Annotated in this window: 22 protein-coding genes; 9 read left to right on the forward strand and 13 right to left on the reverse strand. The window is 68.1% G+C overall.

Annotated features, from left to right (window positions below; genetic code table 11):
* A complete protein-coding gene (locus ACAM55_RS16255) occupies positions 1–1,134 on the forward strand; it encodes an HPP family protein (RefSeq protein ID WP_369652539.1) in 1,134 nt (377 codons plus the stop codon).
* A gap of 21 nt (positions 1,135–1,155) precedes the next feature.
* Here the strand turns inward: ACAM55_RS16255 and ACAM55_RS16260 are convergent, their stop codons facing one another.
* Genes ACAM55_RS16260 through ACAM55_RS16270 form a run of 3 tightly spaced genes read right to left on the reverse strand, consistent with a single transcriptional unit; the run spans position 1,156 to position 4,351 of the window.
* Entirely contained in the window at positions 1,156–2,142 is a 987-nt protein-coding gene (locus ACAM55_RS16260; RefSeq protein ID WP_369652540.1) for a tripartite tricarboxylate transporter substrate binding protein, read from the reverse strand.
* Positions 2,143–2,177: 35 nt separating this feature from the next.
* On the reverse strand, positions 2,178–3,383 hold the full coding sequence (locus tag ACAM55_RS16265; protein ID WP_369652541.1) for a CaiB/BaiF CoA transferase family protein: 1,206 nt from the start codon (positions 3,381–3,383) through the stop codon (positions 2,178–2,180).
* Entirely contained in the window at positions 3,380–4,351 is a 972-nt protein-coding gene (locus ACAM55_RS16270; protein WP_369652542.1) for a hydroxymethylglutaryl-CoA lyase, read from the reverse strand. The genes ACAM55_RS16265 and ACAM55_RS16270 overlap by 4 nt, the downstream gene beginning before the upstream one ends.
* Before the next feature lie 117 nt (positions 4,352–4,468).
* Here ACAM55_RS16270 and ACAM55_RS16275 point away from each other — a divergent pair, with 117 nt between their 5' ends.
* Both ACAM55_RS16275 and ACAM55_RS16280 read left to right on the forward strand, forming a co-directional pair.
* Positions 4,469–5,386 carry a LysR family transcriptional regulator gene (locus tag ACAM55_RS16275; protein ID WP_369652543.1) on the forward strand — a complete coding sequence of 306 codons (918 nt, stop codon included), beginning with the start codon at positions 4,469–4,471 and terminating at the stop codon, positions 5,384–5,386.
* Positions 5,387–5,469: 83 nt separating this feature from the next.
* Positions 5,470–6,213: a DsbA family protein gene (locus ACAM55_RS16280; protein ID WP_369652544.1), complete on the forward strand. Its 744-nt coding sequence runs from the start codon at positions 5,470–5,472 to the stop codon at positions 6,211–6,213.
* 19 nt (positions 6,214–6,232) lie between these two features.
* On the opposite strand, the gene ACAM55_RS16285 is transcribed toward ACAM55_RS16280, so the two are convergent.
* From ACAM55_RS16285 to ACAM55_RS16325, 9 genes are all read right to left on the reverse strand, one after another.
* Complete coding sequence (locus tag ACAM55_RS16285) at positions 6,233–7,930, reverse strand: tannase/feruloyl esterase family alpha/beta hydrolase (RefSeq protein WP_369652545.1); 1,698 nt, start codon at positions 7,928–7,930, stop codon at positions 6,233–6,235.
* Positions 7,931–7,961: 31 nt separating this feature from the next.
* Positions 7,962–8,666, reverse strand: a complete 705-nt coding sequence (locus tag ACAM55_RS16290; RefSeq protein WP_369652546.1) for an ABC transporter ATP-binding protein — start codon at positions 8,664–8,666, stop codon at positions 7,962–7,964.
* A complete protein-coding gene (locus ACAM55_RS16295; RefSeq protein WP_369652547.1) occupies positions 8,659–9,420 on the reverse strand; it encodes an ABC transporter ATP-binding protein in 762 nt (253 codons plus the stop codon). Before ACAM55_RS16295 ends, ACAM55_RS16290 begins: the two co-directional genes overlap by 8 nt.
* Positions 9,417–10,403, reverse strand: coding sequence for a branched-chain amino acid ABC transporter permease (locus tag ACAM55_RS16300; RefSeq protein WP_369652548.1), 987 nt, complete (start codon positions 10,401–10,403; stop codon positions 9,417–9,419). Before ACAM55_RS16300 ends, ACAM55_RS16295 begins: the two co-directional genes overlap by 4 nt.
* Positions 10,404–11,276, reverse strand: a complete 873-nt coding sequence (locus tag ACAM55_RS16305) for a branched-chain amino acid ABC transporter permease (RefSeq protein WP_012746890.1) — start codon at positions 11,274–11,276, stop codon at positions 10,404–10,406.
* 232 nt (positions 11,277–11,508) lie between these two features.
* Positions 11,509–12,684: an ABC transporter substrate-binding protein gene (locus ACAM55_RS16310; protein WP_369652549.1), complete on the reverse strand. Its 1,176-nt coding sequence runs from the start codon at positions 12,682–12,684 to the stop codon at positions 11,509–11,511.
* Between the two features lie 152 nt (positions 12,685–12,836).
* Positions 12,837–13,823, reverse strand: coding sequence for a 2Fe-2S iron-sulfur cluster-binding protein (locus ACAM55_RS16315; protein ID WP_369652550.1), 987 nt, complete (start codon positions 13,821–13,823; stop codon positions 12,837–12,839).
* 36 nt (positions 13,824–13,859) lie between these two features.
* Positions 13,860–14,633, reverse strand: coding sequence for a GntR family transcriptional regulator (locus ACAM55_RS16320; RefSeq protein WP_369652551.1), 774 nt, complete (start codon positions 14,631–14,633; stop codon positions 13,860–13,862).
* Positions 14,630–15,736: a Rieske 2Fe-2S domain-containing protein gene (locus ACAM55_RS16325; protein ID WP_369652552.1), complete on the reverse strand. Its 1,107-nt coding sequence runs from the start codon at positions 15,734–15,736 to the stop codon at positions 14,630–14,632. The genes ACAM55_RS16320 and ACAM55_RS16325 overlap by 4 nt, the downstream gene beginning before the upstream one ends.
* 144 nt (positions 15,737–15,880) lie before the next feature.
* On the opposite strand from ACAM55_RS16325, the gene ACAM55_RS16330 reads away from it, so the two are divergent.
* From ACAM55_RS16330 to ACAM55_RS16340, 3 genes are read left to right on the forward strand one after another with little or no spacing between them, the layout of a single operon-like run.
* Entirely contained in the window at positions 15,881–17,002 is a 1,122-nt protein-coding gene (locus ACAM55_RS16330; protein ID WP_369652553.1) for a 5-methyltetrahydropteroyltriglutamate--homocysteine S-methyltransferase, read from the forward strand.
* A gap of 57 nt (positions 17,003–17,059) precedes the next feature.
* The gene (locus ACAM55_RS16335) at positions 17,060–17,722 is read left to right on the forward strand and encodes a glutathione S-transferase family protein (RefSeq protein WP_369652554.1); all 663 of its coding nucleotides are present in this window, start codon (positions 17,060–17,062) and stop codon (positions 17,720–17,722) included.
* A gap of 35 nt (positions 17,723–17,757) precedes the next feature.
* On the forward strand, positions 17,758–19,137 hold the full coding sequence (locus tag ACAM55_RS16340) for a phospholipase D-like domain-containing protein (RefSeq protein WP_369652555.1): 1,380 nt from the start codon (positions 17,758–17,760) through the stop codon (positions 19,135–19,137).
* Here ACAM55_RS16340 and ACAM55_RS16345 read toward each other — a convergent pair.
* Positions 19,115–19,855: a TetR/AcrR family transcriptional regulator gene (locus tag ACAM55_RS16345; RefSeq protein WP_369652556.1), complete on the reverse strand. Its 741-nt coding sequence runs from the start codon at positions 19,853–19,855 to the stop codon at positions 19,115–19,117. The genes ACAM55_RS16340 and ACAM55_RS16345 overlap by 23 nt on opposite strands.
* Before the next feature lie 101 nt (positions 19,856–19,956).
* Here ACAM55_RS16345 and ACAM55_RS16350 point away from each other — a divergent pair, with 101 nt between their 5' ends.
* The 3 genes from ACAM55_RS16350 to ACAM55_RS16360 are packed head-to-tail and all read left to right on the forward strand — an operon-like array spanning position 19,957 to position 23,905.
* On the forward strand, positions 19,957–20,976 hold the full coding sequence (locus tag ACAM55_RS16350) for an HlyD family efflux transporter periplasmic adaptor subunit (protein ID WP_369652557.1): 1,020 nt from the start codon (positions 19,957–19,959) through the stop codon (positions 20,974–20,976).
* Positions 20,976–22,772, forward strand: coding sequence for an ATP-binding cassette domain-containing protein (locus tag ACAM55_RS16355; protein ID WP_369652558.1), 1,797 nt, complete (start codon positions 20,976–20,978; stop codon positions 22,770–22,772). The genes ACAM55_RS16350 and ACAM55_RS16355 overlap by 1 nt, the downstream gene beginning before the upstream one ends.
* Positions 22,769–23,905 carry an ABC transporter permease gene (locus tag ACAM55_RS16360; protein WP_369652559.1) on the forward strand — a complete coding sequence of 379 codons (1,137 nt, stop codon included), beginning with the start codon at positions 22,769–22,771 and terminating at the stop codon, positions 23,903–23,905. The genes ACAM55_RS16355 and ACAM55_RS16360 overlap by 4 nt, the downstream gene beginning before the upstream one ends.
* The last annotated feature ends 6 nt before the right edge of the window (positions 23,906–23,911 follow it).

The raw sequence follows: 23,911 nt of genomic DNA on the forward strand, positions 1-23,911 counted from the left end.
ATGACACAGTTTTCCGCCCTGTTGACGCATGCGCGTGCCTGGCTGCCGGGCCGCACCACCGTCGATGCGCGCGAACGCATGCGTGCCGTGGCCGGCGCGGCCATCGGGCTGCTGATCACCGCGCTGCTGTGCCGCTGGATGGCCGAAGCGGTGGGCGTCAGCATCTGGCTGATCGCGCCGATGGGCGCAAGCGCGGTGCTGGTGTTTGCCGTGCCCGCAAGCCCGTTGGCGCAGCCCTGGCCGGTCATCGTCGGCAACACGCTGTCCACGCTCGTGGGCATTGCCTGCGTGCGCTGGATACCCGATCCGGCCTGGGCCGCGGCAATTGCCGTAGGTGCGGCCATCGGGCTGATGTTCGCCACGCGCAGCCTGCATCCACCGGGCGGGGCCGCGGCACTGCTCGCCGTGCTCACGCACACCGACCATTTCTCGGCGGCCCTGTTTCCCACCTTCACCAATTCGCTCTTGCTGGTGCTGGCGGGTGTGGCCTACAACACCTTCACGGGCAGGCGCTATCCGCACGTGCAGGTGGTGCGGCCACCATCGGCCGACGCCCGCTTCAGCCAGTCCGACATCGACGCGGTGCTGGCGCGCTACAACCAGGTGCTGGACATCAGCCGCGACGATCTCGAGTCGCTGATCCAGCAGACCGAACTCGAGTCTTACAAGCGGCGACTCGGCACGCTGCATTGCGGCGACATCATGTCGCGTGACCCGGTGTCGGTGGAGTTCGGCACGCCGCTGCAGGAGGCCTGGATGCTGATGGCCCAGCGCCGCATCAAGGCACTGCCCGTCACCGACCGCACGCGCCGCGTGGTCGGCATCGTGACGCAGGCCGACTTCTTCCGCCTGCTCGACCTGGAGCACCACGAAGGCATCGCCGGCAAACTGCGCGACCTGATCCGCGCCACGCGCACCGTGGTCTCGAACAAGCCCGAGGTGGTGGGCCAGATCATGACGCGCCAGGTGCGCGTGGCCAGCGCAGACCGCCCCGTGGTCGACCTGGTGCCGCTTTTTTCGGAAGGCGGGCACCACCACATTCCGATCATCGACGGCGAGCGGCGCCTCGCCGGGATGATCACGCAGTCGGATTTCGTACGCGCGCTCTACCGCGCGGTGGGGCCGGCGGCGTAGCGCCGAGGACGGCCCAAGGCCCTACTCCAGCACCACATTGGCCTTCTTCACCAGCGCCGCATAGCGCGCCGCTTCGGTGCGGAAGTAGCTCGCGGCCTGCTCGGGCGAGGTGAGCTTGATGATGTTGCCCTGCTTGTCCATGGCCTCGCGCACCTCGGCGCTCGTGAAGGCAGCAGCCACGGCGGCGTGCACGCGCTGGATGTCGGCGGCCTGCATCTTCGGCGGGCCGATCACCGCGAACCAGCCTTCGACCGCATAGTTGGGCAGCCCCTGCTCCGCAATGGTCGGAATATCGGGCGCAGCCGGCGAGCGGACCGGTCCGCACAGGCCAATGGCGCGCAGCGCGCCGCTCTTGATGTGCGGCTGCACCGCGGGCAGCGCCACCACCCCCATCTCGACCTGGCCCGCGATCATGTCGGTGACCATCGGGCCCGTACCCTTGTAGGGAATGTGCCGTGCTTTCACGCCGGCCTCGTCCATGAACATTTCGCCGGCCAGGTGAATGATCGTGCCGTTGCCCGACGATGCGTAGTTGTAGCCCTCGGGCTTGGCGCGCAGCAGCGCCACCAGTTCCTTCACGTTCCTGGCGGGCAGCTTCGGATTGACCACCAGCACCAGCGGCGTCGCGCCCACCACGCTGATCGGCGTCACGTCGGCGATGGCGTCGAACGGCATCTTCTTGTACACCGCCGGGTTGATGACGTGGTTGTTCGACACCATGCCCAGCGTGAGCCCGTCGGGCGCCGCCTTGACGAGCGCCGAGGTACCGGTGATGCCGCCCGCGCCGGGCAGGTTCTCGACCACCACCGGCTGGCCGAAGGCCTTGCCGAGCGCAACCGAGGCCGCGCGCACGATGGCGTCCACGCCCGAGCCGGCGCTGATCGGCAGGATGAAGCGGATAGGCTTGTCGGAGCCCTGCGCGAGCACCGGGCAAGCCGCCAGCGCCGCAGCGGAGGCACCGAAGCCCAGTACAGCGCGGCGGGTCATCGGGGGAAGAATCTTGTGCATGGCTTTGTCTCTCTTTATGGTTCTGGAAAAAACACTCAGGCAACGGCCGATTCGGCCTGCATGGCCGCCATCTGCGACTCCGCATAGCCGAGTTCGGCCAGCAGTTCGCGCGTGTGCTCGCCGAGCGTGGGCGGGTCCAGGCGCACGCCCAGCCGCTGGCCGCCCAACGTGATCGGGAACAGTGTCGTCTGCGCCGTCTGCCCCGCGCGTTCGCCGTCGGGCAGGCGGATGTCGGCGAGCCCGCCGGTCGCTTTCAGGTGCGGATCCTCGTAGAGGTCTTCGGGCCGCACGATGGGCGCGAAAGGCAGCCCGCGCGCCTCGAAGATCGCCGACAACTCGGCGGCCGGGCGGTCGGCCAGCCGCTTGCGCAGGTCCGCCAGCAGCGTAGGCCGCAGGCGCACCCTGTCGTTGTTGGTGCGCAAGGCAGGGTCGGCCTTCAGGTCGTCGAAGCCCAGGGCGTCGCAGAACACCGTCCATTGCGCATCGCTCACCGCGGCCAGGAAGATCTGCTCGCCATCCTTCACCGTGAACACGTCGTACAGCGCCCAGGCCGAGATGCGCTCGGGCATCGGCGCCGCTGCCTGGCCGGTGATGGCGTATTGCAGCATGTGCTGGCCGACCAGGAACACGTTGTTCTCGAACAGCGCGGACTGCACCTCCTGCCCCTTGCCGGTCTGGGCGCGCTGCATCAGTGCGGCCATGGCGCCGATGGCACCGAACATGCCGCCCATGATGTCGTTCACGCTGGTGCCCGCGCGCAGCGGATCGCCGGGCCGGCCCGTCATGTAGGCCAGGCCTCCCATCATCTGCACCACCTCGTCGAGCGCGGTGCGATGCTCGTAGGGGCCGGGCAGGAAGCCGGTGTGGTTCACATACACCAGGCGCGGATTGAGCTTGCTGAGCGCGGCATGGCCGAGCCCGTATTTCTCCATGGTGCCGGGCCTGAAATTCTGCGCCACCACGTCGGCCGTGGCGCACAGGCGCAACGCCGCTTCGAGCCCCTGCGGGTGGCGCAGGTCGAGCGCGATGCTCTTCTTGTTGCGGTTGAACATCGGGAAGAAACCGGCACCCGCGCCCAGCAGGTGCCGCGTGCGGTCGCCGTCGATCGGCTCGACCTTGATGACCTCCGCGCCCAGGTCGGCCAGCACCATGCCGCAGGTCGGCCCCATCACCATGTGCGTGAACTCGACCACGCGGATGCCGGTGAGCGGCAGGCGTTTTTCCTGGGTGTTCACGCTCATGCCGATGCTCCTGCCGTCGCCGCGAAGGTCTTCGGAAAACCCGCGCGCCACACGGTGCCCTGCAGCGTCTCGCCTTCCAGCCACCCAGCCACGCGCCGGCGCAGGTCGAGCAGCTTCGGCAGGTCGACGCCTGTGCCGACACCCATGCTCTCGAGCATGAACACGAGGTCTTCGGTGTCGACGTTGCCGCTGGCGCCGGGCGCATGCGGACAGCCGCCGATGCCGGCCAGGCAGGCATCGAAGCGCGCGATGCCGACTTCCAGCGCGGCATACACATTCGCGAGCCCGAGGCCGCGCGTGTCGTGGAAATGGCCGCACCACAGGCGGTCGCCGGCGATGCGCCTTGCGCGCTCGAACAGGCTGCGAACCATCGCGGGATCGGCATAGCCGACGGTATCGGCGAGGCTCACGCGGTCGGCACCGGCGTCGAGCAGCGCCTGCATCAAGCGCAGCACCTCGCTGATCTCTACGTGACCCTGGATGGTGCAACCGAACGCCGTGCCCACGCCGCCCTCGATCAGCGTCTTGGAGCCCGCGGCATCGCGCGCGGCGCGGATGCGCGCGACCTCCGCCACCACTTCGTCGGGTGTCTTGCGCAGGTTGGCAAGGCTGTGCGCATGGCTGGCCGACAGCGGCACCATCATGAGATCGGCCTCGCCGGCAATGGCAAGTTCCGCACCCCGAAGGTTGGGCACCAGCACCGAGGCAAAAAGCCCCGGCAGCGTCTTCGCGTACGCCAGCAGCTCGGCCGTGTCGGCCAGCTGCGGCAGCAGGCGCGCGGGCACGAAGGAGCCGACTTCGACCTCACGCTGGCCGGCGGCATGCGCGCCTCGAATCCATTCGAGCTTTTGCGCGGTGGGCAAGGTTCTCGCGATGCTCTGCAGGCCGTCGCGCAGCCCCACTTCGCGGACCACCGCGCGGGGCGGCAGAAAGGCGTGCGCTGCGGGCGCAACCGTGGCTTCGTTCAAGGTGTCTCCTTTGAAGGTTTGACGCCGATGCTAGAAGTTCCGGTTCGATTCAGAAAATAGATTTTGGAATCAGATTCGTTCCAAAATGGAATATCACATCGTTCGACCGGAAACCCCATGCGCGACCTCGACCTGACCACCCTTCGCCTCTTCGTCTCCGTCTGCGAAACGCGCAGCATCGCGCGCGCGGGCGAGCAGGCCAGCATCGTCGGATCGGCCATCAGCAAGCGCCTGGCGCAGCTTGAGGACACGGTGGGCACGCCGCTGCTGCTGCGCAAGCGGCGCGGCGTGGTGCCGACCCCCGCCGGAGAAACGCTGCTGGAGCATGCGCGCGCGATGCTCGGCAGCGCCCAGCGCATCGAGCGCGACATGGCGGCCTATGCCGGCGGCGCGCGAGGTCATGTGCGCATCCTCGCCTCGGCGTCGGTGCTGGCCGAATCGCTGGCCGAGGACGTCGCCAACTTTCTGCAGAACCCTGCGCACCGAGACATCCGGATCGACATGGAAGAGCGCGTCAGCCCGGAGATCGTGCGCGGCATCCGCGAGGGCAGCGCATCGATCGGCCTGTGCTGGGACGCCGCCGACCTCGAGGGCCTGCAGCGGCGCAGCTACCGAACGGACCATCTGGCCATCGTTGCCCACCCGTCGCACCCGGCGGCGCGCCGCGGCAAGGTGCGGTTCGAGGACGTGCTCGATCACGAGTTCGTCGGCATGCCCGCCCTGAGCGCCGTGCAGCTGATGCTCGCCCGCGAGGCCGCCGTGGCGGGCAAGCCGCTGGTATACCGCGTGCTGGTGACCAACTTCGACGCCGCCCTGCGCGTGGTGCGCGCCGGGCTCGCGATCAGCGTGGTGCCGGCGGAAGTGGCGCAGCCCTTTGCCGACACCTACCGCCTGCGGCTGATGCCGCTCACCAATGCCTGGGCACGCCGCCGCTTCGCGATCTGCTTTCGCGACGAAGCGACGCTGTCGCTGTCGGCGCAACTGCTGGTGGCGCATCTGGAGCAGTGCGCAACAGATCGCTCTGCGGCCTCCTGACTCGAACGAAATCGGAAACTGTTCGTTGGCGAAAGCAGGGTTTTTGTTTCTGTTCCCGGAACCTAACATTCGGAGAAATGGAAATGGACGCAATGAACGACAACACCCTATCGGCGCAAGGCGCCACCCTGCACTACATCTTCGATCCGATGTGCGGCTGGTGCTATGCGGCGGCACCGCTGGTCGACGCCGCGCGCAACGTGCCGGGCCTCGAGGTCGCGTTCCATGGCGGCGGCATGATGACCGGTGGCAACCGGCGCGCCATCACGCCGCAGTGGCGCGACTACGTCATGCCGCACGACCGGCGGATCGCCGAGCTCTCGGGCCAGCCCTTTGGCGAGGCGTACTTCGAGGGTCTGCTGCGCGACACCGGCGCGGTAATGGATTCCGAACCGCCGACCACGGCCGTTCTCGCGGCCGAAGCGCTGCGAACGGGCGGCGGGCTGGACATGGTCCATCGGCTGCAACGTGCGCACTATGTCGAGGGCCGCCGCATCGCCGATGCGCAGGTGCTTGGCGCACTGGCGGCCGAGCTCGGCTTCGATGCGGATGCTTTTGCCTCGGCCTTCGCGCGCCTGTCGGGCGAAGCGACGTCCAAGCACATGGCCGAAAGCCGTCAGTGGCTGCAACGCGCGGGCGGCCAGGGCTTTCCGACTTTCGTGCTGGCACAGGCCGACGGCACCGCGAGCCGCATCGACATCGGTCCCTGGCTTGGCCGCCCCGGGGAATGGAAGGCGCAGCTGGCCAAGCTCGTGCCGCCCTCGCCCACGGCGGCGGACGCCGGTACCGGCCCGGCGTCGTGCGGTCCGGACAGCTGCGCGATCTAGGCCGTCCAGGCGCGTCGCGCTACCTGCTGCACTGGAAGCTCGCGGCCTGCGACACATCGCCGCCGGTATAGCGCGGCCACAGCGGCCACTCGCACAGCGGCCGGGCGCGAACGATCCTGAACGGCGGCAGCACCTCCTGCTCGGCCAGCTGCAGGCCGGCCGGCGCACGGCCGCGCTCGACCCAGTCGGCCAGCGCGCCGAGCATGTCGACGTTGGCCGGGGCGCCGCTGCCCACGTGGTCCACGCCGGGCGCGGTGTAAAGGCGCATGAAGCGGTCCGTGTTGTCGCGACCCATGCGCGCCACCACCGATTCGTAATAGCGAATGCCCGCGAACGGGCTCTGCGCATAGTCGGCCATGTGTTCGAGCATCAGCAGCTTGCCCCCGCGCGCATTGAAGGCGCTGAGGTCGGGGTTGGTCGAATCCATCAACTGAGACACAGTGGCGATCCGCGCGGCGAAGTCTTCCGCGCGGTAGTTGCGCACGTCGATCGACGGATTGCGCGCATAGAAATACTGCAGCGCACCGCTGCCGTAGAACCACGCAATGCCGTTGCTCGGTTGCGGCGGCACCGTCGGCGCCGCGGTGCCCGTCCACCAGGCGTTCCAGCCGCCCGTCGATGCAAAGGCCGGCGTGCCCTCGCCGCCGATGCCCCAGCCCGGGTAGTCCGTGACGCCGTTGGCCAGCGGCACGGGCGAACGCCAGGGCGAGCGCAGCGTGCGCACCGCCTGCACCTGCGCATCGTTGAGGCAGTTGTCGCCGCTGGTGCCGGCAGCGCAGCGCAGGCTCGCGGGATCGAAGCGCTGCAGGCAGGCCACGGGGTTCGACACGATGCGGTCCGCCGCGCCATCCGCGGCATCGCACAATGCCAGCACCGCGTCGTGCACCAGTTGCACCTGCGCCGGCCGCAACCAGCCTTCGCCGAAGGTGGCAATGCCGTTGCGCGTGCCTGCGTGCTGCAGCCCCGTCCAGTGGATGACCGGCACGCGGCTGAAGATGCCGTCGAAGTCCTGCGGATAGCGCTGCGCCATGGTGAGCGCTTCGCGCCCGCCTTCGGAGCTGCCCACGAAGTACAGCTTCTGCGGCGCTTGCCCGTAGGCGCGCTGCATCAGCGCCACCGCCACGTCGCGCACCTTCTTGTACGAGGCATGCGCAAAGTTCACCAATGCCTCGTCATTGAGCGCGAAGGCCTGCGGCGGCTGGCCGGCCACATTCTGGTGGCCGGAGTCGGTGCCGTAGGTCACGTAGCCCTGTGCCAATGGCGTGGGCTGATCGAAGCGGCCGGCCGGCACCAGCGAAAGGCCGGTGATCAGCACGCCGTTGAACCCGCCGCCGCCGTACTGCACGCTGCGGCCGTTCCACGCGAGCGGCAGGTTCACCTGAAACTGGATCGGCGGCGCGCTCGCATCGAGCGGCGCGATGCGGCCCAGCACCCTGCAGTGCGCGGGCGTCGTCGGCGTGATGCGCGACGCGGGGCTGGGGCCACGCTCTGCGACGGCAAGCGCCACGGCGGGCATGAGGACGGCGGAATCTACCGTCGCCGCGCCGCTCGGCAGGCCGATGGCAGCCGGAGCGACCGGTGCAACGAGCGCCGCGCAGGCCGCGGCCGGGTTGGCGCCGAGCGCGAGGCTCTGCGGGCCGGTGGTGCTGCAGGCCGCAAGCAGCATGGCGGAGGCCCACATGGCGCCCCCGCATGACAGTGTTTTCGGGATCGCCATTTGTCTGTCTCCTTCTTGTTCGTCGGAATCGCTACCGGGCCACGCCCAGCAACCGTTCGAGCACCTGCGGCTGGCTGCGCAATGCCGCTGCGCTGTCGGTGTGGACGATGGTGCCGTGATCGAGCACCACCGCGTGGTCGGAAATCGCGAGGATCGCCTGCGGATGCTGCTCCACGATGATGGCGGCCAGCCCCTCGTCCTGGGTGATGCGGCGAATGGCGCGCAACAGCTCCTCGACGATGATCGGCGCCAGCCCTTCGAGCGGTTCGTCGAGCAGCAGCAGCTTCGGATTCAGTACCAGCGCGCGGCCCACGGCCAGCATCTGCTGCTCGCCGCCCGAGAGCTGCGTGCCCAGGTTGGTCTTGCGCTCGGCGAGGCGCGGAAACATCTCGTAGACGCGCTGCGCGTTCCATTTGCCGGGCCGTTCCACCGCGGTGAGGTTCTCGTGCACCGTGAGCGACTTGAAGATGTTCCGCTCCTGCGGTACCCAGCCGATGCCGGCCGCCGCGCGCTGGTGCGGCGCCAGCTTGTGCAGAGCCTGGCCGCCCAGCGCGATGGTTCCGCCGTGCTGCCGCGTGGCACCTGCCAGCGTGTTGATCAGCGTCGTCTTGCCCGTGCCGTTGCGGCCCAGGAGCGCCAGCGTCTGCCCTTCGCCGAGCGCGAACGCCACGTCGTGCAGCACCACGGCTTCGCCGTAGCCCGCGCTCAGGTTTTCGATACGGAGCAGTTCAGACATGGGCGATTTCTCCATGGCCGAGGTAGACCTCTTTGACCTTCGGATCGTTGGCGATGGTTTCGGGGTCGCCTTCGGTCAACAGCGTGCCGTTGACCAGCACCGTCATGCGGTCTGCAAAACTGAACACCAGGTCCATGTCGTGCTCGATCAGCAGCACCGACACATCGGCCGGCAATGCGGCCACGGTCTCCAGCAGCTCCTCGCGCTCGCCGGCGGGCACGCCCGCCACGGGCTCGTCGAGCAGCAGCACGCGCGGCTCGCAGGCCAGTGCGATTGCAATCTCCAGCAGGCGGCGCTTGCCGTAGGCCATGAACTTCGTCTGCTGCTGCGCCACGTCGCCCAGATGAAACTGCTCCAGCAATTGCGCCGCGCGTTCCGTCACGGCCTTGGTGGCACCCAGCGGGCGCCACCATTGCGAGGCGATGCCCTGGTGCTGCGACACAACGAGTGCCAGCGTTTCGAGCGGCGTCATCGAGTCGAAGAGCTGGTTGATCTGGAAAGTGCGCACCAGCCCGCGCGCCACGCGCTTGTGCGGCGCCAGGGTCGTGATGTCTTCGCCGAGCAGCGAGATGCGGCCTTCGGTCGGCGTGAGCACGCCGGTCAGCAGGTTGATGAGCGTGGTCTTGCCGGCGCCATTGGGGCCGATCAACGCATGGCGCGCGCCGCGCCTGAGTTCCATCGTGACGTTGTTGGTGGCCGTGATTCCGCCGAAGCGCATCACCAGGCCTTGGGTGGAAAGCACGGTTTCGGTCACGATGCACCGCCCTTCTTGCCGGCGCCCAGCCACGTCCATGGCTTGAGCACGCGGTCGCGCCCCACGAGCACCAGCAGCACCAGCAGCAGGCCGATCCAGAACATCCAGTACTGCGGCGTCACGGCCGAGAGCCAGTTCTGCAGCAGCTTGAAGACGATGGCACCCGCCACGCCGCCATAGAGCCAGCCCACGCCGCCGATCACCAGCATCAGCAGCACGTCGGCCGAGCGGTCGAAGGCCAGCACGTCGAGCGAGGCGAAACCGGTGGTCTGCGCCAGCAGCGCACCGGCGGCGCCGGCAATGCCGGCGGCCACGGTGTAGATGACCACGAGCCGCGACACCACCGGAATGCCGATGGCCATGGCGCGCAGCCGGTTGTCGCGAATCGCTTTCAGCGTGGCGCCGAAGGGCGAGTGCACGAGCCGGCGCATCACGAGGAACAGCACGAGCATCACGCTCAATGAATACCAGGCGGCCGTGCGGCCGAAGAGGTCGAACTCGAACAGGCCGAGCACCGGCCCCATCACCACGCCCTGCAGCCCGTCGGCGCCGCCGGTGAGCCAGTCGAGCTTGTTGGCGAGTTCGAGCAACAGCAGCGCGGTGCCGAGCGTGACCATCAGCCGCGTCAGGTCGCTGCCGCGCAGGATCGTGACGCTGGCCACGAGGCCCAGCAGCGCCGACAGCACGGTGGCCAGCACCAGCCCCACGGTCGGGTCCGGCATCACGAGCTTGGCGAACAGTGCCGCGGCGTAGGCGCCGAAGCCGAAGAAAGCCGCATGGCCGAGCGACACGATGCCGGTGTAGCCGAGGATCAGGTCGAGCGACATCGCGAACAGCGCGACGATGGCGATCTCGTTGACCAGCAGCGAATGCGAGGGCATGACGAAAGGCAGCGCGAAGGCGACGGCCCACACCACGAACTCGAGCGGGCGCCAGTGCGCCTTGCGCAACAGGGCCGATTCGTAAGGCGAAGGTGCGCTCATTCAGCGGCCTCCCTTGCGCGTGAACAGGCCCTGGGGTCGCCACATCAATATCAGGATCATCAGCAGGTAGACGGTGAATGCACCCATCTTGGGAATGAAGTACTTGCCGGCCACGTCGGCAATGCCGAGCAGCAGCGCGGCCGCGAGCGGCCCGGTGATCGACGAGGTGCCGCCGACCGACACCACGATCAGGAAATAGATCATGTACTTGAGCGGAAAGGTCGGATCGAGCCCGAGGATCTCGGCGCCCAATGCACCGCCCAGCCCTGCGAGCCCGGAGCCCACCGCGAAGGTCAGCAGGAAGACGATGTTGACGTTGATGCCCAGCCCCGCCGCCACGCGCGGGTCATCCACCGCGGCGCGCAGACGGCTGCCGAAGCGCGTCTTCGAGAGAATGAGCTGAAGCACCACCGTGAGCACGGCGCACACCGCGATGATGAAGAGCCGGTAGTGCCCCATGCCGAGCAGCAGCGCGCCATCGCCAACCTCGGTGCGGCCGCGCAGCCATTCGGGCAACTGGATGTTCTGCTGCGACGAACCGACGAAGTAGTCGACGGCCGCCACCGCCATGAAGGCGAGGCCGATGGAGAACAGCACCTGGTCGAGGTGCGGCTTGCCGTACATCGGCCGGTAGAGCGTGCGCTCGAGCAGTGCCCCGGCCAGTGCGACGACGATGAACGCGAGCGGCAGGCAGGCCAGGAACGGCACGCCCAGCTTCTGCATCGCAAACACCGTGAGGTAGCCGCCCGCCATGGCGAAGGCACCGTGCGCGAGGTTGATGAAGTTCATCAGCCCGAGCGTCACGGCCAAGCCCACTGCGAGCACGAAGAGCAGCATGCCGTAGGCGATGCCGTCGAAAAGAATGGTCAACATGTCAAATTTCTTGCCGCGTGATGGCGTGGTTCTCGTTTCGGATGTTTTTGTTCAGGGCGCGTGCACAGGCCACCGGGTACTCCCCTCCGCGAATGTCCCCCGGCTTCGCCTCCTCCTTTATTTCGCTGCGGGGAGCACCCGGCGCCCTGCGCACACCGGGCGCCGCGGTTGTTCCGCTCGATCAACAACCGCTCTGACCGACGATCACGTCGATGGGGTGCCTTGCACCCAATTACTTCGCCTTGCCCGGATCCTTCACACCCTTGATCACGTCGAACTCGACGTTGTAGAGCTGGCCGTCCTTCTTCTCGACCTTGCGCAGATACACGTCCTGCACAATGTCGCGCGTCTGCGCATCGATGTACACCGGCCCGCGCGGGCTCTCGAAGATCTGGCCCTTCATGGCGGCCAGCAGCGCATCGCCGCCGCCCTGCCCCTTGGTGGCCTTGAGCGCTTCATAGATCACGCGCATGCCGTCATAGCCGCCCACGGCCATGAAGTTGGGGCGCATCTTCGGGTTGGCCTTCTGGAAGGCCTCGACGAACTTCTTGTTGGCGGGCGACGGATGCGCGGCCGAGTAGTGGTGCGAGGTGACCACGCCGAGCGCGCCTTCGCCCATGTCGTTGAGCTGGTCGTCATCGGTCACGTCGCCGGTGGCGATCATGCGGATGCCGGCCTTGTCCATGCCGCGCTCGAGAAACTGCTTCATCACGGCCGCGCCCGCGCCCGAGGGCACGAAGACGAACAGCGCATCGGGCTTGGCGTCGCGCACCTTCTGCAGGAACGGCGCGAAGTCGGGGTTGCGCAGCGGCACGCGCAGCTTCTCGATCACCTTGCCGCCGTTGAGCTGGAAGCGCTCGCTGAAGAACTTCTCGGCGTCGTTTCCGGGGCCGTAGTCGGCCACCAGCGTGACCACCGTCTTCACGCCGTTCTTCGGTGCCCAGTCGCCCATGGCCACCGACACCTGCGGCAGCGTGAAGCTCGAACGCACGATGTAGGGCGAGGCTTCGGTGATGCTCGACGTGGCCGCGGCCATCACCACCTGCGGCGTCTTCGACTGCGTGGCCAGCGGCGCGGCGGCCAGCGCGGCCGGCGTGACGCCGAAGCCGGCGATCACGTTCACCTTGTCGTTGACGATGAGTTCCTGCGCCAGGCGCTTGGTCACGTCGGGCGTGGCCACGTCGTCCTTGATGATCAGCTCGATCTTCTTGCCCGCCACGGTGTCGCCGTTCTGCGCCATGTACAGCCGCGCTGCCGCTTCGATTTGCCGGCCGGTGGACGCCTGCTGGCCGGTCATGGGCAGGATCAGGCCGATCTTGAACTTGTTGCTGTCCTGCGCACTGGCAAGCGACATGGAAAGCGCAAGCGCCGTGAGGCCTGCGGTCTGGATGAGTTGGCGTCTTTGCATGAGTTTTTCCTTGGAGGACGAAAGCGGATACCGGGCTATTTTTCAACACTTTGCAACATCCGGCGGAGCAGGCAATCACCTACTCCGCCCCCGAGGCGAATCTTTGTTGCGCGATGAACAAATGAACTGCGCGATGATCGCGCAGGGTGTTTTCAGCTGTCGGGCCGGTACGCGGAATCGAGCGTGAGGGTACCCACGGCCCGCGACACGCAGGCGCAGATGCGGGTGGTCGCCTGCTTTTCGTGCTCGCTCAGGAACACGTCGCGGTGGTCGATTTCGCCATCGACCGCGAGCACGTCCATGGCACAGAGGCCGCACTCGCCGCGCTTGCAGTCCGAGAGCGTTTCCACGCCGGCGGCGTCGAGCGCTTCGAGCAAGGTGCAATCGGCCGGCACGGTGATGGACAGGTCGTGCCGCGGAATGCGCACCGTGAAGGCCTGCGTCGCGAGCCGGCCGCTGCTGCCGAAGGTTTCGAAGCGCAGGTCCGCCGGGGCGCGTTGCGCCGCCTGCCAGGCGCGCTTGACGGCTTCGAGCATCGGCACGGGGCCGCAGGTGTAGAGCTGGCCGCCCGGCGGCAGCGCCGCGATGGCGGCCGCGAAGTCGATGGGCGCCGCGCCTTCGTGCGACACGACCTCATCGCCCAGCGCTTCGCGGAGCCGGTCGAGGTAGGCGAATTCGCCCGCATGGCGCGCACCGTAGAGCATCTTCACCGGCACGCCGCTGCGCCGCGCGTGGTCGCCCAGACGCTGCGCCATCATCACCAGCGGCGTGATGCCGATGCCGCCCGCCACCAGCAGGTAGCCGGGCGCCGAAAGGTCGAGCGCAAAGTGGTTCTGCGGCGCGCTCACCTGCAGCCGGTCGCCGACGGCCAGGCGCCACATCGCGAGCGAACCACCGCGGCCGTCGTCGAGCCGCTTGACGGCAATGCGCCAGCACTGGCCGTCGCCCTCGCCCACCAGCGAGTACGAGCGTGTCTGCAGCTTGCCATGGGCCGCCATCACCTGCACCTGCAGATGCGATCCGGGCTCGTAGGTGGCGGCAAAGCCCGGCTCGGGCCGCAGTTCGAATTCGCGCACGGTGGGCGTGACGTCGCGCAGCGCAACGACTTGCGCCTGCATCCATTGAAGGTCGTTTTTCATCGGGAAGAAAACCAGCGGAAAAAGGAAATCGGCCGCTCAGCCGCGGCGGCGGATCAGCTGCACGCCGGGCAAGGGACGCTGCTCGGCGGTGGGCGTGCCGTGCAGCGCCTCGCGCAGGTTGCGCCGCGCGATGCGGCTGTGCTCGCGCATCAGAGCCTCGGCACGCGAACCTTCCCCGGCCTCGATGGCGTCGAGCACCTGGAGATGCTGGTCTTGCGCGATCACGAGCATGTCGCGCGCGGCGGGCGAGTTGGCCTGCACGATGACGAAACCCGAGGGCGACGCGAACGGCAGGTTGATCACGCGCTCGAGCTGCTGCGCGATGACCGGGCTCGCGGCCATTTCGCACAGCAGCGAATGGAACTTCTCGTTGTGCGTCACGTAGCGCGAAAACGCCGCATCGTCCAGCGCGGATTCGCGCAGCAGTTCGTCGATGCGTGTCAGGCAGGCGCGCGCCTCGCGCAGCACCACCGGCGCCGCGCCGCGCTCGGCCGCGAGCCGCGCCACCAGGCCTTCGAGCGTGCCGCGCAGCTCGATGGCATCGGCCACGTCGCGCTCGGAAAAGGTACGCACCGCGTAGCCGCCGTTGGGCAAGGCTTCGAGCAAGCCTTCCTGTTCCAGCCGCATGAGCGCGCTGCGCACCGGCGTGCGCGAGACGCCGAGCTGCTCGGAGATGGCTACTTCGGCAATGCGCGCGCCGCCCGGCAGTTCGCCGGCCAGGATCATTTCGCGCAACCGCAGCTGCGCCTTCACGGCTTGCGAGCTGCCGCCGTCGCCGGGTTCGATGGGGGATACGGCCGCGACTTTCATGCGGTTTGCGTCTCGGCGGGATGGATCGGAATCGCGGCGCGCGCGGGCTTCTCCTTCTCGACCATGCGGTCGATCAGCCGGCGCGCCCACATCGAACCCGCGTCGATGTTGAGGTTGTAGAACTGGTGGTCGGGCCGCTCGTCCATGGCCTTTTGCTGCGCCTCGAGCACGAGTTCGTCCTCGCGGAAGATGCCGGCCACGCCCTCGCGCAGCTCATGCGTCAGGCGCTGCTCGCCCAGGCAGTAGTTGCGCGCAAAGGCCCAGAAGTAGAGGCAGGTCTTGTCGGTCTCGGGCGTGATGGTGTTGAGCACGTAGCCGTTCACGCCCTTGCTGCGGTCGCCGGGATTGCCGTCCTTCGGCACCGCGCCGCTGCCCGCCTCGGCCACGCCGACGTCGATGTTCACCGTGCACGGCCCCTCGAAGCGGATGATCTGCCAGCGGTCGACCTTGCCGGCGTAGCCGCGCGCATGGCGGATCTGGCCGCCCCAGAACGGCGGCGGGTCGATGTTCTCCATCCAGCGGGTGACGGTGGCCGAGCGGTCGCCGTGCGTGGCGACGAAAGGCGCCTCGGCCACTTCGCGATTGCCGATGGACGAGCCGTGCACGAAAGTCTCGTGCGTCAGGTCCATGAGGTTGTCGACCACCAGGCGGTAGTCGCAGTTCACGCGAATCATCTTGCCGTCGCCGGCCCAGGCCGCGTCGTCGTTCCAGTGCATGTCGGGCACCAGCGCCGGGTCGGCCTTGGCCGGGTCGCCGGGCCAGATCCAGACGAAACGGTGCTTCTCCACCACCGGGAAGCTGCGCACGCAGGCCGAGGGGTTCAGCGTCTCCTGGCTCGGCATGTGGGTACAGCGGCCCTGGCTGTTGTAGACGAGGCCGTGGTAGCCGCACACCACTTCGTCGCCTTCGAGCTTGCCCAGCGACAACGGCATGAGCCGATGCCAGCAGGCGTCTTCGAGCGCGGCAACCTGGCCGTCGGTACGGCGGAACAGCACCAGTTTTTCGTTGCAGATCGTGCGCGGCAGCAGCGCATGACGCACTTCGACGTCATAGGCGGCGGCATACCAGGCGTTGAGCGGAAAGGTGGTCGCGGGCGTTTTCATGAATACCCAATGTATACATAAACACGAGAATATCCAGCAAAATTCAACCAAATGAGGGTAAACACCAACCACAATGTATACACATAGGCGTGTTTCCAAGGCGATACGATGTCCGATTCGTTTTCAGCCACGACGGAGATAAACATGTCCCAGCACGCCGCCCTGCCCGCCCGATACGACCACGTCGGCAGCTTCCTGCGCCCCAAATACCTGCTCGAGGCGCGCGAGCAGAAGGCCAAGGGCGAGATCACGCCCGAGCAACTGCGCAAGGTCGAAGACAAGGCCATCACCGAGATCGTGCGGTTCCAGGAAGACATCGGCCTGAAGAGCATCACCGACGGCGAGTTCCGCCGCACGTATTTCCACATCGACTTTCTCGACCAGCTCGGCGGCGTGAAGACCGACATTCCGGTCACCATCCGCAAGCCCGACGGCACCGAGGAACTCGCGCCGCCCGCCATGCGCGTGATCGACAAGGTGCGCCACGTGAAGGACATCCAGCTGGCCGACTTCCAGTACCTGAAGAGCCAGGTCTCGGCCGGCCGCACGCCCAAGGTGACCATCCCTTCGCCGACCATGCTGCACTTCCGCGGTGGCCGCGCCGGCATCAGCAAGGAGGCCTACCCCGAGCTCGACCCGGTGTTCTACGACGACGTGGCCAAGGCCTACGGCGACGAACTGCGCTCGCTGGCCGCAGCGGGCTGCACCTACGTGCAGATGGACGACACCAACCTGGCCTACCTGTGCGACGAGCACATGCGCGAAGCCGCCCGCAAGCGCGGCGACGACCCGAACGAACTGCCGCACCGCTATGCCGCTTTCATCAACAAGGTGGTGGCGCAGAAGCCGCCGGGCATGCTGCTGGCCATGCACCTGTGCCGCGGCAACTTCAAGAGCACCCACGCGGCGGCCGGCAACTACGAGCCGGTGGCCGAGGCGCTGCTGAAGGAGATGGACCTGGACGCCTACTTCATGGAATACGACGATGCCCGCTCGGGCGACTTCAAGCCCCTGCGCTACCTGCCCAAGGGCAAGACCGTGGTGCTGGGCCTCGTGACCACCAAGTTCGGCGAGATGGAAGACAAGGACGAACTCAAGCGCCGCATCGAAGATGCCGCCAAGTACGCCCCGCTCGAACAGCTCGCGCTCTCGCCGCAATGCGGCTTCTCGAGCACGGTGCACGGCAACAACATCGCGGTGGAAGCGCAGCGCAGCAAGCTGCGCCTGGTGGTCGAAACAGCGCAGGAGGTCTGGGGCTCGACCTGAATAGTTGGGGCGGCCCGGCGGAAGGCCCGGGCGCCCTCTTCTGGTCAAATTGGCAACATGACGACCATCTACTCAGGCCCCCTCAGCATGTTCGGCGCGAAGGTGCAGATCGCCGCGCTCGAAAAAGGCATTCCCTTCGAACTGGTCATGGTGCCGTTCACCAAGGACGACGCCTACGAGCCCAAACACCCCGAGGTGCTGCGCGTCAACCCGGTGAAGCAGCAGGTGCCGGTGCTGATCGACGGCGAGGTCGGGCTCTTCGACTCGACGCAGATCTTCGAGTACCTTGAAGACCGGTACCCCACGCCCGCGCTGTGGCCCGAAGGCATCGCGGAACGGGCTCGCGCGCGGCAGCTCGAACAGAAGTCGGACGAAGTTTTCTTCCCGAACGTGATCAGGCTCTTCGGCCTGCAGCACGACATGCAGAGCGCGCCCGCCGTGGCGGCCTGCGCCGCGTGCGCCCGCTACTACGAGGAAATGGAAGGCCTGCTGGCCACGCGCGAGTACCTGGCGGGGCCCTACTCCTTCGCCGACATCGCCTTCTACATGGCCTGTGTGTTCGCCGACCGCAAGGGCGCCGGCATGACCGATGCCACGCCGCGGCTCCTGGCCTGGCGCACCCGCGTGGGCGAACGGCCCGCGGTGCGCGCGGTGGTGGACCCGATGATGCGGTTTCTCGCCTCCGAGGGGCGCGGCGTGCCCGCCTTCCTGCAACGCTGATCGGGCGAGCGGCCACCCTCAGGCATCATTGCCCCATGCCGAATACAAGGTTCGACTGGCTCCCCTCACCGTCCCAGCATTTTCTTGTCGTCACCTTTGCGCTGCTGGTCTATGTGCTGACCACGCGCGCGCGCCGCGAGCAGCGCGCGCCCACCACGGCCATTGCATGGGTCATGGGGCTGGTGCTCGTGCCCTACTTCATCCTGCCGATCTATCTGCTGTTCGGCCAGCGCAAGCTGCGCCCGGCGGGCTCGCCGCGGCCGCCGCGCTCGGTGCCGCCGGGGCACTGGGCGGCGGATCTGATCGAGAGCTTCGGCCTTGCGCCGCCGGGGCGCTGCGCGATCCGCCTGCATGCCGACGGCGAGGCCGCGCGCGAGGCGCTGTGGCAGGTGATCGACGGCGCGCGCGAGCGCATCGACGTGTGCACCTTCATCATCGGCGACGACGCGCTGGGCCGCGCCGTCATCGAGCGGCTGGCGCAGCGCGCGCGCGAAGGCATCAAGGTGCGCGTGCTGCTCGACGGCTTCGGTGCGCTGACCCTGCCGCGCCATCACGTCGAACTGCTGCGTTCGGCGGGCGGAGAGGTCGCCGTGTTCCGCCCTTTCTTCAGCCTGCGCCGCATCGGGCCGCGCAACCTGCGCAACCACCGCAAGTTCACCATTGCCGACGACGGCTGGCTGTGGTCGGGCGGGCGCAATCTGGCGGGCGAATACTTCACCGGCAACGACAAGCATCCCGAAGCCTGGCGTGATCTTTCGTTCGACCTGCGCGGCAGCGTGGCCGCCGCGGCGGCCCGCCAGTTCGACCACGACTGGAGCTCGGTGCGCGGCCGCAAGGCGCGCGCCATCACGGCCGACGACGTGGACGAAAGCGCGGGCGGCGCCATGGCGCAGTTCCTGCCGAGCGGCCCGGACCAGACCGAGGACACGGCCCATGCGCTGCTCATCGACGCCTGCTTTCGGGCCGAGCACCGCGTGCTGGCGATCACGCCCTACTTCGTGCCCGGCGACGGCCTGCGCGATGCGCTGCGGCTGGCCGCGCGGCGCGGCGTGGAAGTGACCATCGCGATCCCCGCGCGGTCGAACCACCGCCTGGCCGATTTCGTGCGCGCACGCGCCATGCGCGACCTGGCCCGCGCGGGCGTGAGCTTTCGCATGCTGCCTTTCATGGCGCACGCCAAGGCCGTGGTGGTCGACAACGAGCTGGCCATGTGCGGCTCGATCAACCTCGACCTGCGCAGCCTGCTGCTCAACCACGAGGCGGCCGTGGTGTTCTACGGCCCGCACGAGATCGACTGGCTGGCCGAATGGGTCGCCACCACAGCTTCCGCCGGCGAGCCCTACCGCGCGCGGCGGCCGGGCCTGTTGCGCGACGTGGCCGAGGGGCTGCTGCTCACCGTCGCTTTCCAGCTGTAGCGGGCGCCGAGGCCCTGGCCTCCGCCGCAAGGGCATCGAGCCCTGCGAAGACGTAGCGCATCAGGTCGTCCGCCAGGCCTTCGGCATCCTTCAGGGCCGGCAGCACCTTGCGGCCCAGGTCCCTGGGCGCCACCGTCATCACGATGCAGGGCAGCACCGTGAACAGCAGCGCGCGCTGCACCGAGGGATGATCGTCGGGCAGGCCCATGATGCCGCCGATCAGGCCGCGGATCAGCTTGGCCTTGGGCAGCACCGCCCGCCGGATCAGCACCGGCATGGCCGGCGACGGCGACAGCGCCTCGCGCAGCACCACGCGAAATCCCCAGGGTGCCTTGGGCTGGCTGCCCATCTCGATCAGGTGCGTGAGAAAGGCCCGCAGCTTGAGCCGCGGATCGGCCGCCGCGCTGGCCAGGCTGACCAGCTCGTCGATGCTCACGAGCTGGCGGTGCGCCTCGATCAGCACCGCCTCGTAGAGCCCGTCCCTGCTGCCGAAGTGGTAGTTGACCGCGGCCATGTTGGTGCCGGCGCGCGTGCAGATTTCCTTGCTGGTGCTCTCGGCGAAGCCGCGTTCGGCAAACAGCTGGCCCGCGGTTTCGAGGATGTGCAGGCGCGTGGTGCTGCCGTCGGTGCGAGAGGCGCGCGGGATGCGCGCCGCAGCCTGGCGCGGGGAAGGAAGACGGGCACCGGAAGAACGGGTGCTGGAAGAGCGGGAAGCCATGGCCCAAGGTTAATCGAATTGAAAAAATACTTCAAATTCAAATTTCAATTTGATAACATCCAGCCGTGTTCCGATCTGGAAACCGGCAGGAGCCCGTCCTCATGAACAAGAAACCCCTCATCGCCGCTGCCGTCGTGGTGCTGGCCGCTGCGGCGGGTGGCTGGTGGTACCTCCATCGTTCGGCCGCGCCGTCCGACCAGCTCGTGCTGTACGGCAACGTCGACGTGCGCCAGGTCTCGCTGGCCTTCAACGCCAATGAGCGCGTGGCCGAACTCGCGGTGCGCGAAGGCGACCACGTGCGCGCAGGGCAGTTGCTGGGCAGGCTCGACACCCGCTCGCTCGTGCTGCGCGTGGCGCAGTCTCAGGCGCGCATCGGGGTGCAGGAGCAGGCGCTGCTGCGCCTGAAGACCGGCAGCCGCCCCGAAGAACTGGCGCAGGCCGGCGCCCAGGTGGCCGCGGCGCAGGCCGATGCCGACCTTGCGCAGCAGCAGCTCGCGCGCCTGCAGGCGATCGGCCAGACCACCGCCGGTCGCGCGGTGAGCCAGCAGGACCTCGACAGCGCCCAGGCCCGCCGCAAGGTGGCGCTGGCGCAACTGGACAACGTGCGCAGGGCGCAGCAGCTCGCCGTTGCCGGTCCGCGCAAGGAAGACATCGCGCAGGCGCAGGCCCAGCTCGAATCCGCGCGCGCCGATCTCGCGCTCATGAACCACCAGCTCCAGGAGGCCGAGCTCAAGTCGCCCATCGACGCCGTGGTGCGCGCGCGCCTGCTCGAGCCCGGCGACATGGCCTCGCCGCAGCGCCCAGCCTTCACGCTGGCGATCACCGATCCCAAGTGGGTGCGCGCTTACGTGGCCGAACCCGACCTCGGCCGCGTGCGGCCGGGCCAGGAAGCCAGCGTGATCACCGACAGCCAGCCCGGCCAGCCGATCGCCGGCAAGGTGGGCTACATCTCGTCGGTGGCCGAGTTCACGCCCAAGACGGTGCAGACCGAGGAACTGCGCAGCAGCCTGGTCTACGAAATTCGCGTGATGGTCGAAGACAAGGAAGACCGGCTGCGGCTCGGCATGCCGGCGACCGTGCGGCTGCAGCTCGCCTCCCCCACCGCCAGCGGCAAACACTGATGCGCGACAACGGGCCCGCCGTGGCAGCACGCTCCCTGCACAAGCGCTTCATGGTCAAGGCCTCGAAGCAGACGGTGCGCGCGCTCGACGACGTGTCGCTCGAAGTGCCGGCCGGCACGCTCACCGCACTGGTCGGGCCCGACGGCGCGGGCAAGACCACGCTGCTGAGGCTCATGGCCGGCCTGATGCGCGCCGACGAAGGCGAACTGCGCGTGCTCGGCATCGACGTGTCGGCCGACCCGCAGGCAGTGCAGGACCGCATCAGCTACATGCCCCAGCGCTTCGGCCTCTACGACGACCTGAGCGTGCAGGAAAATCTGGATCTCTACGCCGACCTGCACGGCGTGACTGCCGGCCAGCGCCGCGAGCGCTATGGGCGGTTGATGGAAATGACCGACCTCGGCCGTTTCACCAATCGACCCGCGGGTAAGCTCTCGGGCGGCATGAAGCAGAAGCTCGGCCTGGCCTGCACGCTGGTGCGCTCGCCCGACCTGCTGCTGCTCGACGAGCCCACCGTCGGCGTCGATCCGCTTTCGCGGCGCGAACTCTGGCAGATCGTGCAGCAGCTGGTCGATGACGAGAAGCTCTCGGTCATCGTGAGCACCGCGTACCTCGACGAGGCCGAGCGCTGCAGCTACGTGTTCGTTCTGCGCGAGGGCCGGCTGCTCGCGCAGGGCACGCCCGCCGAGATTCGCGGCCATGCGCAGGGCATGTGTTTCGTCGCCGCGCCGCCCGAGGGCGAGCCGCCGCGCCTGATGCAGGCCCGCCTGCTCGATGCGAAACAGGACATCGTCGATGCCGTGCCGCAAGGCGGTGATGTGCACTTCATCCGCCGCCAGGGCGCGGACGACGCAGCGCTCGAGAAGCTGCTGGACGGCGCGCGCGCCGAGCCCGTGCCGCCGCGGCTCGAAGACGGCTTCATGGCGCTGCTGCGTACCCACCAGGCCACTGCGGCGAACATCGCGCCGCCCGCGGCCGAGGGCCTTGCGCCGGCCGAGGGCGAACCCGGCGAAGTGGTCATCGAGGTGAAAGACCTGGTGCGCCGCTTCGGCGATTTCGTGGCCGTGGCGAGCACCAGCTTCTCGGTTCGGCGCGGCGAGATCTTCGGCCTGCTCGGACCCAACGGCGCGGGTAAGACCACCACGTTCCGCATGCTCTGTGGCCTGCTTCCCGCGAGCGGCGGGCAGCTGCGCGTGGCCGGTGTCGACCTGCGCCATGCGCGCGCGCAGGCCCGCCAGCGCATCGGCTACGTGTCGCAGAAGTTCGCGCTCTACGGCAACCTCACGGTGCGCGAGAACCTCTCGTTCTTCGGCGGCGCCTACGGCCTGCGCGGGCAAATGCTGCAGCGGCGCATGGACACGGTACTGCGGCAGTTCGACCTCGAGCGCGAACTCGATGCGCCCAGCGGCCAGCTGCCCGGCGGCTACCGCCAGCGCCTGGCCATGGCCACAGGCCTGCTGCACGAGCCCGAGATCCTGTTTCTCGACGAGCCCACCAGCGGCGCCGATCCGCTGGCCCGCCGCGAATTCTGGCGCCGCATCACGGCGCTGGCCGAAGGCGGCACCACCGTCGTCATCACGACCCACTTCATGGAAGAGGCCGAGTACTGCGACCGCATCGTGATCCAGGACGCCGGCAAGGTGCTGGCGATCGGCACGCCGCGTGAGGTGCGCACGCAGGCGCTCGACGGCGAGAGTCATGAAAAGCGCATCGACATGGAGCAGGCGTTCATCGGCATCGTCGAGAAGGCGCGGCACGAAGAGCGCGAAAAGAAAAGCGAGAAGGTGGCGGCATGAGCGGCTTCCGGACCCGGCTGATCTCGCTCACGCGCAAGGAGTTTCGCCAGCTGCTGCGCGACCGCAGCAACCTGGCCATCGGCATCCTGCTGCCGATGGTGCTGATCCTGATCTTCGGCTACGGCATGTCGCTCGACGTGAAGAACGCACCGGTGGGCGTGGTGCTCGAAGACCCGTCGCCCACGGCGCACGAAGCCATTGCCGGCCTGCAGCTTTCACCGACCATCGCGCCCGTGCTGCTGGGCTCCATGCACGATGCCGAGGCCTTGATGCGCGAGCGCAAGATCGACGGCATCGTGCGCGTGCCCTCCGACTTCTCGCGCACGCTGGCCGCGGGCCACGCGCGCGTGCAGCTCATCGTGCATGGCGCCGACGCGGGGCGCGCGACCATCATCCAGGCCTACGTGAGCGGCGCCCTGGCGCAAGCGGCCGTGCGGCAGGCCGACCGCGGCGGCGGCGGCACCGGTGCGGACGCCCCCCCAGCGGGCCGTGTGACCGTGGAGCAGCGCATGTGGTTCAACGCCGCGAACACCAGCACCTGGTACCTGGTGCCGGGGCTCATCGTGCTGATCATGACCTTGGTCGGCGCGTTTCTCACCGCGCTGGTGATGGCCCGCGAATGGGAGCGCGGCACGCTCGAGGCGCTGTTCGTCACTCCGGTGCGGCCGGTGGAAATACTGCTGGCCAAGATCATCCCGTACTTCGCGGTCGGCATGCTCGGGCTCACGCTGTGCCTGCTGGCCGCACGCTTCCTGTTCGCGGTGCCGATGTACGGCTCGCTGGTCGTGGTGGTGCTCAGCTCCATGCTCTACCTGATCGTGGCGGTGAGCCTCGGCCTCGTGATCTCATCGGTCACGCGCAACCAGTTTCTCGCGAGCCAGGTGGCGCTCATCGCGACCTTCATGCCTTCGATGATGCTGTCGGGCTTCCTGTTCGACCTGCGCAACGTGCCCATTGCCGTGCGCGTGATCGGCCATGTGCTGCCGGCCACCTACTTCATGGACCTGATCAAGACGCTGTTTCTCGCGGGCGACGTCTGGCCGCTGATCTGGAGAAACTGCGCGATCCTGCTCGCTTATGCGCTGGGCCTGCTGCTTCTCGCCCGCGCCGTCACGCGCAAGAGCCTCGACTGAAGGACG

The sequence above is a fragment of the Variovorax sp. V213 genome (genome assembly GCF_041154455.1).
Classification (GTDB): Bacteria; Pseudomonadota; Gammaproteobacteria; order Burkholderiales; family Burkholderiaceae_C; genus Variovorax.

Bases quoted from the DNA above. Each gene is read 5' to 3' on its own strand.
- ACAM55_RS16335 (WP_369652554.1), top strand. From the start codon at position 17,060: ATGACGACCATCTACTCAGGCCCCCTCAGCATGTTCGGCGCGAAGGTG.
- ACAM55_RS16345 (WP_369652556.1), bottom strand. From the start codon at position 19,855: ATGGCTTCCCGCTCTTCCAGCACCCGTTCTTCCGGTGCCCGTCTTCCT.
- ACAM55_RS16280 (WP_369652544.1), top strand. From the start codon at position 5,470: ATGGACGCAATGAACGACAACACCCTATCGGCGCAAGGCGCCACCCTG.
- ACAM55_RS16300 (WP_369652548.1), bottom strand. From the start codon at position 10,403: ATGAGCGCACCTTCGCCTTACGAATCGGCCCTGTTGCGCAAGGCGCAC.
- ACAM55_RS16310 (WP_369652549.1), bottom strand. From the start codon at position 12,684: ATGCAAAGACGCCAACTCATCCAGACCGCAGGCCTCACGGCGCTTGCG.
- ACAM55_RS16340 (WP_369652555.1), top strand. From the start codon at position 17,758: ATGCCGAATACAAGGTTCGACTGGCTCCCCTCACCGTCCCAGCATTTT.
- ACAM55_RS16330 (WP_369652553.1), top strand. From the start codon at position 15,881: ATGTCCCAGCACGCCGCCCTGCCCGCCCGATACGACCACGTCGGCAGC.
- ACAM55_RS16275 (WP_369652543.1), top strand. From the start codon at position 4,469: ATGCGCGACCTCGACCTGACCACCCTTCGCCTCTTCGTCTCCGTCTGC.
- ACAM55_RS16305 (WP_012746890.1), bottom strand. From the start codon at position 11,276: ATGTTGACCATTCTTTTCGACGGCATCGCCTACGGCATGCTGCTCTTC.
- ACAM55_RS16265 (WP_369652541.1), bottom strand. From the start codon at position 3,383: ATGAGCGTGAACACCCAGGAAAAACGCCTGCCGCTCACCGGCATCCGC.
- ACAM55_RS16360 (WP_369652559.1), top strand. From the start codon at position 22,769: ATGAGCGGCTTCCGGACCCGGCTGATCTCGCTCACGCGCAAGGAGTTT.
- ACAM55_RS16350 (WP_369652557.1), top strand. From the start codon at position 19,957: ATGAACAAGAAACCCCTCATCGCCGCTGCCGTCGTGGTGCTGGCCGCT.
- ACAM55_RS16355 (WP_369652558.1), top strand. From the start codon at position 20,976: ATGCGCGACAACGGGCCCGCCGTGGCAGCACGCTCCCTGCACAAGCGC.
- ACAM55_RS16315 (WP_369652550.1), bottom strand. From the start codon at position 13,823: ATGAAAAACGACCTTCAATGGATGCAGGCGCAAGTCGTTGCGCTGCGC.
- ACAM55_RS16325 (WP_369652552.1), bottom strand. From the start codon at position 15,736: ATGAAAACGCCCGCGACCACCTTTCCGCTCAACGCCTGGTATGCCGCC.
- ACAM55_RS16255 (WP_369652539.1), top strand. From the start codon at position 1: ATGACACAGTTTTCCGCCCTGTTGACGCATGCGCGTGCCTGGCTGCCG.
- ACAM55_RS16285 (WP_369652545.1), bottom strand. From the start codon at position 7,930: ATGGCGATCCCGAAAACACTGTCATGCGGGGGCGCCATGTGGGCCTCC.
- ACAM55_RS16260 (WP_369652540.1), bottom strand. From the start codon at position 2,142: ATGCACAAGATTCTTCCCCCGATGACCCGCCGCGCTGTACTGGGCTTC.
- ACAM55_RS16320 (WP_369652551.1), bottom strand. From the start codon at position 14,633: ATGAAAGTCGCGGCCGTATCCCCCATCGAACCCGGCGACGGCGGCAGC.
- ACAM55_RS16290 (WP_369652546.1), bottom strand. From the start codon at position 8,666: ATGTCTGAACTGCTCCGTATCGAAAACCTGAGCGCGGGCTACGGCGAA.